Source organism: Comamonas sp. Tr-654 (assembly GCF_011752915.1).
GTDB lineage: Bacteria > Pseudomonadota > Gammaproteobacteria > Burkholderiales > Burkholderiaceae_C > Comamonas.
The window spans coordinates 799654-812373 of the sequence record NZ_VWWQ01000003.1 but is presented as its reverse complement, the minus strand read 5'-3'; the positions used below and the strand labels follow the sequence as shown (position 1 = coordinate 812373).

Below are 12720 nucleotides of genomic sequence, written 5' to 3'. Positions count from 1 at the left end.
CATCCCGAACAGGACAGTGAAACGACTTTGCGCCGATGATAGTGCGGGTTCCCGTGTGAAAGTAGGTCATCGTCAGGCTCTTACAGTGAAAACCCCGTAGTCGAAAGATTACGGGGTTTTTTATTGGATGCTTCAAAACGAGGAGCGCCTGTCGTACGCTGTGAAAGCATTGCAGCTGCAAAAATACCGGAAACCCATAAAAAGAGAGCGCTAGGCGCTCTCTTTTTATTCTTGCGTGGGAGTGTAGAAACGCAGGATGCCGTTTTCATCCAGGCGCCGCGTCAGTTGCCGGCTGTACCAGAGGTAGTGCAAATGGGCCAGAGCCTCGCCCATGGCAAAAGTCATCTGGTGGGTGTCCAGTTGGCGTTTGAAGAGGATGGGAAGGATGTCGGCGGCGCTCAGTCCTTGCTGCCGGGAGGCCTGCATGATGTCGTCCAGACGCTCCTGGTGGTGGTCGAGCAACTGCTGGACACGGGTATGCAATCCTGTAAAGGGTTTGCCATGCGAGGGCAGAACATAGCTGTCCTGGGGGAGCTCGAAATAGCGCTTGAGCGATGTGAGAAACAGCTGCAGCGGGTTGGCTTCGGGCTCGGAGGAATGCACGCTGACATTGGCGGAAATCCGGGGCAGGACCATGTCGCCGCTGACCAGTGTCTCGAGATCGGCACAGTACAGCGCCATGTGCTCCGGCGCGTGGCCATAGCCGGCAATGCATTGCCATGTGCGGCCGTTGATGTCGATCTGGTCGCCATCCATGATGCGGTGATAGATGTCGGGGATGGGGGCCACCAGGGAAGAGTAGTAGCTGCCACGGCCGCGCACATGGAGCAGAAATTCTTCGTCTCTCTGCCCATGCAGGCTGTAGAAGTCTGCACCGGATTCGCCACCGAAGCCGTCCCGGTCCTTCATGGCGACGCGGGCGACGTTGTAATCAGTGGCGCTGATCCACAGGGGCGCATTCCACTGCCGGCAGATCCAGCCGGCCAGGCCGATATGGTCGGGGTGCATGTGGGTGACGATGACACGCAAGATGGGCAGGCCTTCAAGCTCGGAGGCAAAGAGCTGCTCCCATTGATCGCGTGCCTCGGTGCGGTTGACGCAGCAGTCGACGACCGTCCAGCCTTCGCGTACCTGCCCATGCAGATCGGTCTGGCGATCACGCAGCAGCCAGAGGTTGATGTGATCCAGGGCAAACGGCAAGGTCATGCGGATCCACTTGACGCCGGGTGCGACTTCCAGAGTCTGGGCAGGACCGGGCAAGGTATCGCCGAGCGGGTAATGAAGTGCGGATTCTTGGCTTGAGGTCATGAGGCGGTATTTCGTTTAGCATTGACGTTAACGTAAACGTCAGTTTTGTCAAAGCATTTTAGAGACCGGGCTGTCTCAGGCAGTCGCCTGTGCGATGCAAGACCGAGAACTCCACAGAATCATGTCGACCATTTACACCATCAGCGATCTTGCCAAAGAGTTCGATCTCACGACCCGGGCCATCCGGTTTTATGAGGACATGGGCCTGCTGCAGCCCGAGCGCTCCGGCGCAGGCGGTCGCAACCGCGTGTATTCGTCCAGAGATCGCGCACGTCTGCGCCTGACGCTGCGAGCCAAGCGCCTGGGACTGTCGCTGTCCGAGGCCAAAGAAATCATCGACATGTATGACAGCCCGCGTGATACGGGCGTGCAGCTGCGCAAGTTTCTCGATGTGCTGGCCATTCATCGCAAGCAGCTTGAAGCGCAGATGGCCGATCTGCAGGTGACTCTGGATGAGGTGCGAGAGCAGGAAAAAGAGGCGCGTACGCTATTGAAAAGGAGCGAGAGCAAAAATGGCGCATAATTGACGTTTACGTAAACGTCAATTGAAATGCTTTGCTGGAGAACTGTCCATGTCTGCTGCTGCTAGCACCGAGTCTCGGGATTTCGTCGATCGGGTGAAGCAGAGCTTCGCGAAGCAAGGCGCCATGGCTACGATTGGCGCGGAGCTGACTCTGGTGGAGCCAGGCGTTGTCGATATCTGTCTGGACTGGGCTGCGGGCCTGACGCAGCAGCATGGCTTTTTGCACGCCGGCATGGTCTCCACCGCACTCGATTCGGCCTGCGGTTATGCGGGGCTGACGCTGATGCCAATGGATGCCGCCGTGCTGACCATCGAATTCAAGATCAATCTGCTGGCCCCGGCCAAGGGCCAGCGCTTTCGCATGGAGGGCCGGGTCATCAAGCCCGGGCGCACCATCACCGTATCCGAAGGCAAGGCATTCGCCATTGACCAGGGAAAAGAGAAACTGATCGCCACAATGGGCTGCACTCTGATGTGTGTGCAGCAGCGTGAAGGCATACAGCACTGACAAGACGATTCGTCAGACCCATATCTATAGGAGACAACCATGAGCCTTGCCAATCTGCCTGGACTGAACTTCCAGCTCGGTGAAGACATCGATGCGCTGCGCGACGCGGTGCGTGAATTTGCCCAGAGCGAGATTGCTCCGCGCGCGGCCGAGATCGACCGCAACGACCAGTTTGCCATGGATCTGTGGCGCAAGTTCGGCGAACTGGGCGTGCTCGGCATCACCGTCTCCGAGCAGTATGGCGGTGCCGACATGGGCTATCTGGCGCATATGGTGGCGATGGAGGAAATCTCGCGCGCCAGTGCCTCCGTGGGCTTGTCCTATGGCGCTCACAGCAATCTGTGCGTGAATCAGATCAATCGCAACGGCAGCGAGGCGCAGAAGGCCAAGTACCTGCCCAAGCTCATCAGCGGCGAGCACGTGGGGGCTCTGGCCATGAGCGAGCCCGGCGCTGGCTCTGACGTCATCAGCATGAAGCTCAAGGCCGAGGACAAGGGCGGCTACTATCTGCTCAATGGCAGCAAGATGTGGATCACCAACGGGCCCGATGCCGACACCCTGGTGGTCTATGCCAAGACCGAGCCGGAGATGGGGGCGCGAGGCGTGACGGCCTTTCTGATCGAGAAGGGCATGAAGGGCTTCTCGATCGCGCAAAAGCTCGACAAGCTGGGCATGCGCGGCAGCCACACGGGCGAGCTGGTGTTCCAGGACGTGGAGGTGCCGGCTGAAAATATTCTTGGCGGCCTGAACATGGGCGCCAAGGTATTGATGAGCGGCCTGGACTATGAGCGCGCGGTGCTGACCGGCGGCCCGCTGGGCATCATGCAGTCCGTCATGGACAATGTCGTCCCCTATATTCACGACCGCAAGCAGTTCGGCCAGAGCATCGGCGAGTTCCAGCTGATTCAGGGCAAGGTGGCCGATATGTACACCGTGCTGCAAGCAGGCCGCTCTTTTGCCTATACGGTCGCTAAAAACCTGGATCTGCTGGGAACCGAGCATGTGCGTCAGGTTCGCAAGGACTGCGCCAGCGTCATCTTGTGGTGCGCCGAGAAGGCCACCTGGATGGCCGGCGAAGGCGTGCAAATCTATGGCGGCAATGGGTATATCAACGAGTATCCGCTCGGTCGTCTGTGGCGAGATGCGAAACTCTATGAGATTGGCGCTGGCACCAGCGAAATTCGCCGCATGCTCATAGGCCGCGAGCTGTTTGCTGAAACCTGCTGAAAAAAGCAGGAGCTGCGCCGTTCTTTCAACCACAAAAAGAAGGATAGCTTCATGACAACAACCTCCATCGAAGAACTGTTTGTCCACAACCGCCAATGGGCAGACCAGATGGAGCGTGATCGTCCTGGTTTCTTTACCGGACTGATGGCGCAGCAAAAACCCAAGTACATGTGGATCGGCTGCTCGGACAGCCGCGTGCCGGCCAACCAGATCACGGGTCTGGAGCCTGGTGAGGTGTTCGTGCACCGCAACGTGGCCAACGTGGTGGTGCCCAGCGATCTGAACTGCCTGTCCACCATCCAGTACTCGGTCGATCATCTGAAGATCGAGCACCTGATGGTGGTGGGCCACTATGGCTGCGGCGGCGTGTATGCGGCGCTGAACAATCTACGCCTGGGCCTGGTGGACAACTGGACCCGCCATGTGCGCGACGTGCGCGACAAGCACATCAAGCTGCTGGAAGGCATGTCCACCCAGTTCCGCCACGATGCGCTGTGCGAACTCAACGCCATCGAGCAGGTGGTCAACGTGGCCCAGTCCACCGTCATGCAGGACGCCTGGGCCCGCGGCCAGAAGGTCACGCTGCACGGCTGGTGCTACAGCCTCAAGAACGGCCACATCACCAACCTCGAAATGACCGTGCCCGGCGTGGGCGGTCTGGAGGATGTCTACAACAAGGCTGTCGAGCAAGTCGCAGCGCGCAAGCGCGACTGATCGCAGCCACTGCGCAGTTGCAGTGCCCTCAAGCGGGCCCAAGAAGCGTTCCGCTTGAGAGTGCTGCTCACTTATCTGGAGCGACTGGCCCGCCATGTTTCCGCAACGACTGGACGCCCCCGAGGCCTATGCGATTGCGCAGGCCCTGATGCAGGGCTACAACCAGCATTACCGCATGTTCAGTGCGGAGGCTGCCCGGGCCAAGCAACGCTTCGAGTCCATGGACTGGCCGGGCCAGCAGCAGGCGCAGCGTGAACGCATAGAGTTCTACGACCGGCAGGTGCGTGCCTGCATCCAGAGGCTGGAAGAGGAGTTTGCCGCCAGCCTGCAGAGCATGGCTGTCTGGCAGCAGGTCAAGCTCCACTACATCGGCCTGATGGTCGATCATCTGCAGCCAGAGCTGGCCGAGACCTTCTTCAACTCGGTCACCACCAAGATTCTGCACCGCACCCATTTCCAGAACGACTTCATCTTCGTGCGGGCGGCCGTCAGCACCGAATACCTGGAAAACACAGCACCGGGCGCGGTACCCATCTACCGCGCCTATTACCCGGGCAACCTCGCCCAGCTTGAAGGCACGCTGCAGATCCTGTTCGAGCAGCTGCAGCTGCAATGCCGCTTCGAAGACCTGCAGCGCGACGTGCATCTGCTGGCCGAGCGCATACGCGAGAGGCTGGCGGGCCTGACGCTCAGGGCCAACTTCCAGCTTCAGGTGCTGTCCAGCCTGTTCTACCGCAACAAGGGGGCCTACCTGGTCGGCAAGATCATCACTGGCTATACCGAGCTGCCGCTGGCGATTCCCATACTGCATGGAGAGCAGGAGCAGCTGATACTGCATGCGGCCCTGTTCGGCGAGGATGACCTGCATGCGCTGTTCAGCTTTGCACGCGCCTATTTCATGGTGGACATGGAAGTGCCAAGCGCCTATGTGAGCTTTTTGCGCAGCCTCATGCCGCGCAAGCCCAAGGCGGAAATCTATAACGCCCTGGGTCTGGCCAAGCAGGGCAAGACCCTGTTCTACCGCGACTTTCTGCATCATCTGCGCCATTCCAGCGATCAGCTGCGCATTGCACCCGGCATCAAGGGCCTGGTCATGCTGGTGTTCGATCTGCCGAGCTTCCCCTATGTGTTCAAGCTCATCAAGGACCGTATCGCCAGCAGCAAGGATGTTTCGCGTCCCCAGGTCAAGGCCAAGTACCAGTTGGTCAAAAAGCATGATCGCGGCGGTCGCATGGCCGACACCATGGAGTACAGCCTGGTGGCCTTTCCCAAGGAGCGCTTCAGCGACGAACTGCTGGCCGAGCTGCAGGCCCAGGCCCCCGAGCAGATCGAGATCAGCGACCGTGATGGCGACGGACAGATGGAAGTCATCATCAGCCACCTCTACATAGAGCGCCGCCTGGTGCCGCTGAACCTGTTCCTGATGGAGTGTCTGGCGGAAGCGGACACCAAGCCGGAGCGCCGCGCCGCCATGGAGCGAGCGATTCTTGAATACGGCAATGCCATCAAGGACCTGGTCGCCACGAACATCTTTCCCGGCGACATGCTGTGGAAGAACTTCGGCGTCACGCGCGGCGGCAAGGTGGTGTTCTACGACTATGACGAGATCGAATACCTGACCGATTGCAATTTTCGGCAGGTGCCGCAGCCGCGCACCGAGGAAGAGGAGATGTCGGGCGACATCTGGTACTCGGTCGGCCCCAGGGATGTCTTTCCCGAGACCTTCGGTCCTTTTCTGCTGGGCCACCCGGCCGTGCGAGACATTTTCATGCGCCATCACGCTGACTTGCTGGAAGCCGACTTCTGGCGCGCCCACCAGAGCCGCATCCGTGACGGCCATTTCCTGGACGTGTTCCCCTACGAGCGCAGCCGTTTTCTGCATGCCGGCGACGCAGGACTGGACACGCAGCGTTTCGAGATTCCCGCCAATAGCCTCGCTTGAAGAGGCAGATCACATCCATCCATTTTTCAAGGAGACAAACCATGCATCAGGATCCCGTAGTCATCGTCAGCGCAGCCCGCACTCCCATGGGCGCGTTCCAGGGCGATTTTTCCGATCTGGCCGCCCATGATCTGGGCGGAGCCGCCATCAAGGCCGCGGTCGAACGTGCGGGCATCCGGCCCGAGTTGGTGGAGGAAGTGCTGTTCGGCAACTGCCTGATGGCTGGCCAGGGCCAGGCTCCGGCTCGTCAGGCCGGCTTCAAGGGCGGCCTGCCGCAGAGCACGGGCGCCGTGACCCTGTCCAAGATGTGCGGCGCCGGCATGGAAGCCACCATCCTGGCGCATGACCAGCTCATCGCCGGCAGCCGCGAGGTGATGATTGCCGGCGGCATGGAAAGCATGACCAATGCGCCCTATCTGCTCAAGAAGGGGCGTGGCGGCTACCGCATGGGACATGACAAGATCTTCGACCACATGATGCTCGACGGTCTTGAAGACGCCTATGAAGCCGGCCGCTCCATGGGCACTTTCGGCGAAGACTGCGCCGCCAAATACCAGTTCACGCGTGAAGCGCAGGATGCGTTTGCCATTGCCAGCGTGCAGCGCGCCCAGGCTGCCGCGCAAAGCGGTGCTTTCGATGCCGAAATCACGCCCGTCACCGTCAAGACCCGCAAGGGCGACGTGACCGTCAGCGTGGACGAAGGTCCGGCCAAGGCCAAGCTGGACAAGATCGGCAGCCTCAAGCCCGCGTTCAAGAAGGACGGCACCATCACGGCGGCGTCGAGCTCCAGCATCAACGACGGCGCTGCCGCCATGGTGCTGATGCGCGAGTCCACCGCCAAGCAGCTGGGCTGCAAGCCGCTGGCGCGCATCGTCTCGCATGCCACCTTTGCGCAGGCTCCCGAATGGTTCACCACCGCGCCCGTCGGCGCGACCGAAAAGGCGCTGAAGAAGGCCGGCTGGGCCGTGGAGGATGTGGATCTGTGGGAGATCAACGAAGCCTTTGCCGTGGTGCCCATGGCGCTGATGGCCGATCTCAAGGTCTCGCATGACAAGGTCAACGTGAACGGCGGCGCCTGCGCCCTTGGACACCCGATTGGCGCCAGCGGCGCGCGCATTCTGGTCACCCTGCTGCACGCGCTGAAGACTCGCGGCAAGAAGAAGGGACTGGCCACGCTGTGCATCGGTGGCGGCGAGGCCACGGCCATGGCCGTTGAGCTGATCTGACGTCATTTGCTCAGAATCGTCACCAGTTTGCTCTACAGTGAACGCATGTTCAACGGATTGCACGCATTCGCGCTGAATGTGTGCAGTTCACATTGCGGAAATCATTCATGAGCGCAGACATTCACCACGACGAGAGCGAGACCATCAAGCCGCTGGAGCCGCAGCAGATTGATGCTTTCTGGGGCGATTTTTCCAACCAGTTGAGCCAACTGGAGCAACTCGATCGTCAGGAGTTTGTGGAGAGCTCCAATGAGCTGCTGCAGCAATATGTGCCGGGCCTGAGCATGGAGCTGGAGGGCAAGCTCGGCGAAGCCGGCTCCCGGCTGGTGATCTCGGCCCATGGCAACACGGCGCAGTTCGAGAATGCGCAGGCCCTGGTACGCCAGGCGCCACGTTTCGAGCATTACAGCGTGCAGGCGTTTCGCAGCCGCGCGCTGGGCAGCAATTTCGGCATGCGCATGGACGGCTTCGAGTTGGCCTGCTCCGATATCCGCGTGGGCTACTACGATGCGGGAGGCATCATCGGCCTCAAGCTGTCGTTCGAAAAGCCTATAGCCCGGGACATGGCCGAGCATGCGCAGCACATGGCTTTCATCATGCTGGACCATGTGCTGGGCGAGTGGGATTTTTCCGTACGCGTGGGCCCGGTGGAGTTTGTTGACGAGGCGGCGGCCGATGTCTACGGCTCCGCACTGCTGTCGGAGTTCCCGCCGCTGTTCGATGGCTTCATCCGCCAGCAACTGGGCCGCAGCTATGAATTTCCCCAGGAGGACAGCGACCGCTGGCTGTCGCTGGAAGTGCGCGCGCAGGATGCCGACGAGGACGCGGCTCCCGACATCCTGACCTTTCACGATGGTGCCAATGCCGTGGCCACGCGCGCCGATCTGTCGCACTTCATGGAGTGGCGCTTCAGCTTTTCCAGCCAGCAGGAGCTGGACGGCGTGCGCGACGCCCAGGATGCGCTGGACGAGCAGCTCAGCCGCGAGCAGCGCGGCATTCTGGCCTTCTCGCGCGTGGAAAACATGAGTGCCCGCGTCGCCACCTACTATGTGGAGGACCCGGCCCATGCGGTGCAGCTGGCGGGACAGCTGGGCCGCCAGCATGTGCCGGATCTGGAGGGCGAGCTCAGCGTGAGCTTCGACCCTTCCTGGAACGAGTTCCTGTCGCTGTACGCAGCCATCCACCGCAACGACCGTCCCGAGGAGGTGCTGGCCTCATGATCACATCGCGCGAGCAACTGATGCAGTTGTATGACCCGCCTGCCGAGCGTGCGCTGCTCAAGCAGCAATGGGAGCTGGACCGGCACTGCCTGCGCTTTATCGCGCTGTCGCCCTTCCTGGTCATGGCCACGGGCGGTGCCGGCGGGGCCCTGCTAGATGCCTCGCCGCGCGGCGGCAAGCCGGGCTTTGTCAAGGCGCCCGATTCCAATACCTTGCTCATTCCCGATGCGGGCGGCAACAACCGGCTCGACAGCCTGAGCAATCTGCTCGACGACCCGCGCCTGGGCCTGCTGTTCTTTGTGCCGGGCTTTGACGAAACCCTGCGCGTCAACGGCAGCGCCCAGCTGCGCGACGAGGCACATTACACGGCCTTGTTTGCCAGCGATCATTTCCGTCCCAAGCTGGTGATCGAAGTCCGTGTGCAGGAGGCCTATTTGCACTGCGCCAAGGCGCTGATGCGCTCGCGCCTGTGGAGCGAGGAGGCCAGGGTGGCGCGCAACGTCATGCCCTCGCTCAATCAGATCATCCATGCGCAGATGGGTTTGACGGCCCCGCCCGAGTCGCAGGAAAGCATGGTGGCCCGCTATGGGGCCATGATTGCCGCCGAGCAGATCAAGAAAAATTGATAGCTGGTAGCGCCTGTCATGAAAGGAATTTGGATGAAAAACACCTTGAAACCTCACATTCATAGGCGCAAACAGCTATGGCTTTGATACTCATTATGGGCGCTTCGCGTGGCCTGGGCCGCGCCCTGGCCGAGGCCTATCTGGCGCAAGGCCATCAGGTGATTGCTACCGTGCGCAAGGCCGAAGATAGGGCCGATCTGCAGGCGCGCGGCGCCAGGGTGCTGCAGGTCGATCTGGCCGATCCGGCCAGCGTCAGCGGCCTGGCCTGGCAGCTCGACGGGGCCAGCATCGATATCGCGCTTTATGTCGCCGGTGTCTGGGACGGTCATGCCGCAGGCGTGCCGCCGACCCAGCAGCAGTTCGATCTGGTGATGCACAGCAATGTGCTGGGCTTTATGCAGGCCCTGCCGCAGATCGCACCCATGGTGCAGGAGGCCGGCGGCGTGATCGGCGCCTTCTCCAGCGGCATGTCCTTGCTGGGCGACGCGGACGAAAGCGCCTGGCTGTACCGCGTCAGCAAGGCTGCGCTCAATATGGCCGTGGTCTCGGCCTGCCGCCAATGGCCGGGCCTGACACTGCTGGCACTGGACCCGGGTTGGGTGCAGACCGAGATGGGCGGCGCTGCGGCCCCGCTGTCGGTGAGCCAAAGCGTGCAGGGGCTGATGCAGGCCCTGACTCAGGTCAAGCCCGAAGACCGTGGTCAGCTGCTGCGCCACGACGGCAGATACATCCAGCTTCTAGACGCCTAGCCCGGGCTGAAAAAAGGGCATATAGCTATAAATATCGGAGACAACATGCTGTTGAATCAGGACCAGGAAATGATCCGCGACGCTTTGCGCGATTTTGTGCGCGAGCAGATCACCCCCCATGCCGCGCGCTGGGACAAGGAACATGAGTTCCCCAAGGAGGTGCACCAGGGGCTGGCGGCGCTCGGTGCCTATGGCATCTGCGTGCCCGAGGAACTCGGCGGTGCGGGCCTGGACTATGTGAGCCTGGCCTTGGTGCTTGAGGAAATCGCGGCCGGCGATGGCGGCACCAGCACCGTCATCAGCGTGACCAACTGCCCGGTCAATGCCATCCTGATGAAATACGGCAATGCCGCCCAGCAGGAGCAATGGCTGCGTCCGCTGGCGCAGGGGCAGATGCTGGGCGCCTTCTGCCTGACCGAGCCCCATGTGGGCAGCGATGCCTCGGCGCTGCGCACCACGGCCGTGCGCGATGGTGGCGACTACGTGATCAACGGCGTCAAGCAGTTCATCACCAGCGGCAAGAATGGCGATGTGGCCATCGTCATTGCCGTCACCGACAAGGCGGCGGGCAAGAAGGGCATGAGCGCCTTCATCGTGCCCACCCGCAATCCCGGCTACCAGGTCGCGCGGCTGGAGGACAAGCTGGGCCAGCACAGCAGCGATACGGCGCAGATCAATTTCGAGAACTGCCGCATTCCCGTCGCGAACCTGATCGGGGCCGAGGGCGAGGGCTACAGGATTGCTCTGTCGGCGCTGGAGGGCGGGCGCATCGGCATTGCCGCGCAAAGCGTGGGCATGGCGCGTGCAGCCTTTGAATGCGCGCTGCAGTACAGCAAGGAGCGCGAGAGCTTTGGCCAGCCCATCTTCAACCATCAGGCCGTGGGCTTCAGGCTTGCCGAATGCGCCACGCAGATCGAAGCGGCCCGTCAGCTGATCTGGCATGCCGCCAGCCTCCGCGATGCGGGTCTGCCCTGCCTCAAGGAAGCGGCCATGGCCAAGCTCTTTGCCAGCGAGATGGCCGAGCGCGTATGCAGCGCCGCCATCCAGACCCTGGGCGGTTACGGCGTGGTGAGCGACTTCCCCGTGGAGCGCATCTACCGCGATGTGCGCGTGTGCCAGATCTACGAGGGCACCAGCGATGTGCAGAAGATCCTGATCCAGCGGGCGCTGGCCTGACGGGCGTCTGCCGGCAAAAGCCTGCCGTTGTCAACTACCCTGCAAGGGGCTGTGGCAGACCTGGGGGCAGGCCGGTTGCCGATGTCACCGGGCCTGCTTAGGATGTGCTCAGCGAGGGTGATACCCTCAAGGTTTTCAACCATTTGCAGCAGGAGTCCGCAGCATGCCTTTTGCCCCGGTCAATGGTCAGAATATCTACTACGAGGATACGGGAGGCCGCGGTCCGGCCCTGGTGTTCTCGCACGGCCTGCTCATGGATCAGACCATGTTCGAGCCGCAGATACAGGCTTTGCAGGGGCAGTATCGCTGCATCAGCTGGGACGAGCGCGGCCACGGGCAGACCGCCGATCCCGAGCATTGCGAAGCCTTCAGCTACTATGACTCGGCCGACGATCTGGCCGCCCTGCTCAAGTACCTGGGTGTGGAAAAAGCCGTGCTCGTGGGCATGTCGCAAGGCGGTTATCTATCGCTGCGCTGCGCGCTGATTCACCCCGATGTCGTGGGCGCGCTGGTGCTGATCGACACTCAGGCCATGCTGGAGGATCCCGAGCAGATGCCGCACCACGAGGCCTTGCTCAAGGCCTGGATGGAGCATGGGCTGTCCGACGACATGGCGACCATCGTGGAGCACACAATTCTGGGCCAGGGCTGGCCCGGGGCTGCGCAGTGGCGCGCCAAATGGAAGCAGGCCTCGCCGATCAATCTGGGGCAAAGCTTTGCGACGCTGGCGCTGCGCGACGACATCAGCCCGCGTCTGGCCGAGATCAAGGTGCCGGCATTGGTGATTCATGGCGACAAGGATGCGGCCATCGGCGTGGAACGTGCGCGTGCCATGTTCAAGGGCCTGCCCCATGCCCAGTGGGTGGATGTGGCAGGCGCAGGCCATGCGGCCAATCTCACGCACCCCGAGCCCGTGAATGCAGCCATCAGGCAGTTCCTGGACAGCCTGCACTGAGGCTCAGGCCTCCCCGAGTTCGGCCATGCTGCGCTTGCGCAGCACCACGGTGATCTGGCCGTTGGTCTCTATCGTGGCGCGCTCCACCTCGTGCGCGTTGAGACAGCCATTGGAGCGCAGGGCTGCTGCCAGGTCTTCGCTCGTGATCTGCTCCTGCATCATCAGGCCGGGCTGCACCACGCCCTGGTGAATCAGTACCTTGGGCTTGCCATTCACCAGCTTGCGCAGCCGGGCAAAGCGATAGCTCAGGTGCGAGAGCAGCGCATGGCAGCCCAGCAGCGTGGTGGCACTGATCAGGCCGCCAATCAGCGAGTTGTCGCCCGCGTTCATGGAGTTCTGTACGGCGTTGGACAGAATCAGCAGCAGCACCAGATCGAAAGGGGCGTACTGGCCCGTCTGGCGCCTGCCGGTCAGGCGCAGAAACACCAGCAGGAACAGGTAGACGCAGATACCGCGAATCACGAACTCCCACCAGGGAACCGCCATGGAGAACATAGGCAAACCTTTGAGCAGCGAGCTTTGAACTGCTGCTACTGTGCTCTGAGG

13 protein-coding genes are annotated in these 12720 nt (G+C 61.7%); 11 read left to right on the top strand and 2 right to left on the bottom strand.

The genetic code is table 11. The annotated features are described in order from the left end of the window. Window positions 1–225 precede the first annotated feature (225 nt). The gene (locus tag F3J24_RS13340; RefSeq protein WP_167006947.1) at window positions 226–1308 is read right to left on the bottom strand and encodes an MBL fold metallo-hydrolase; all 1083 of its coding nucleotides are present in this window, start codon (window positions 1306–1308) and stop codon (window positions 226–228) included. Window positions 1309–1429: 121 nt separating this feature from the next. Between F3J24_RS13340 and F3J24_RS13335 the strand changes: the two genes are divergently transcribed. The 11 genes from F3J24_RS13335 (at window position 1430) to F3J24_RS13285 (ending at window position 12174) form a co-directional block, all read left to right on the top strand. Continuing rightward, the gene (locus F3J24_RS13335; protein ID WP_003061601.1) at window positions 1430–1831 is read left to right on the top strand and encodes a MerR family DNA-binding transcriptional regulator; all 402 of its coding nucleotides are present in this window, start codon (window positions 1430–1432) and stop codon (window positions 1829–1831) included. Between the two features lie 49 nt (window positions 1832–1880). Then, window positions 1881–2339 carry a PaaI family thioesterase gene (locus tag F3J24_RS13330; protein ID WP_167006942.1) on the top strand — a complete coding sequence of 153 codons (459 nt, stop codon included), beginning with the start codon at window positions 1881–1883 and terminating at the stop codon, window positions 2337–2339. Window positions 2340–2378: 39 nt separating this feature from the next. Further along, a complete protein-coding gene (locus tag F3J24_RS13325; protein WP_167006939.1) occupies window positions 2379–3566 on the top strand; it encodes an isovaleryl-CoA dehydrogenase in 1188 nt (395 codons plus the stop codon). A 51-nt stretch (window positions 3567–3617) separates the two neighbouring features. Further along, complete coding sequence (gene can / locus F3J24_RS13320) at window positions 3618–4280, top strand: carbonate dehydratase (RefSeq protein WP_043005410.1); 663 nt, start codon at window positions 3618–3620, stop codon at window positions 4278–4280. Window positions 4281–4374: 94 nt separating this feature from the next. After that, window positions 4375–6222, top strand: coding sequence for a bifunctional isocitrate dehydrogenase kinase/phosphatase (gene aceK, locus F3J24_RS13315; RefSeq protein ID WP_167006936.1), 1848 nt, complete (start codon window positions 4375–4377; stop codon window positions 6220–6222). Between the two features lie 41 nt (window positions 6223–6263). Beyond that, window positions 6264–7448: an acetyl-CoA C-acyltransferase gene (locus tag F3J24_RS13310; protein WP_167006934.1), complete on the top strand. Its 1185-nt coding sequence runs from the start codon at window positions 6264–6266 to the stop codon at window positions 7446–7448. Between the two features lie 107 nt (window positions 7449–7555). Next, entirely contained in the window at window positions 7556–8668 is a 1113-nt protein-coding gene (locus tag F3J24_RS13305; protein WP_167006930.1) for a hypothetical protein, read from the top strand. Beyond that, on the top strand, window positions 8665–9294 hold the full coding sequence (locus tag F3J24_RS13300) for an MSMEG_1061 family FMN-dependent PPOX-type flavoprotein (RefSeq protein WP_167006927.1): 630 nt from the start codon (window positions 8665–8667) through the stop codon (window positions 9292–9294). Before F3J24_RS13305 ends, F3J24_RS13300 begins: the two co-directional genes overlap by 4 nt. Window positions 9295–9371: 77 nt before the next feature. After that, the gene (locus F3J24_RS13295) at window positions 9372–10043 is read left to right on the top strand and encodes an SDR family oxidoreductase (RefSeq protein ID WP_167006924.1); all 672 of its coding nucleotides are present in this window, start codon (window positions 9372–9374) and stop codon (window positions 10041–10043) included. 45 nt (window positions 10044–10088) lie between these two features. Then, complete coding sequence (locus F3J24_RS13290; protein WP_167006921.1) at window positions 10089–11219, top strand: acyl-CoA dehydrogenase family protein; 1131 nt, start codon at window positions 10089–10091, stop codon at window positions 11217–11219. Between the two features lie 163 nt (window positions 11220–11382). Beyond that, on the top strand, window positions 11383–12174 hold the full coding sequence (locus F3J24_RS13285) for an alpha/beta fold hydrolase (RefSeq protein ID WP_167006918.1): 792 nt from the start codon (window positions 11383–11385) through the stop codon (window positions 12172–12174). A gap of 3 nt (window positions 12175–12177) precedes the next feature. Here the strand turns inward: F3J24_RS13285 and F3J24_RS13280 are convergent, their stop codons facing one another. After that, window positions 12178–12669, bottom strand: coding sequence for a DUF421 domain-containing protein (locus tag F3J24_RS13280; RefSeq protein ID WP_167006915.1), 492 nt, complete (start codon window positions 12667–12669; stop codon window positions 12178–12180). Between the last annotated feature and the right edge of the window lie 51 nt (window positions 12670–12720).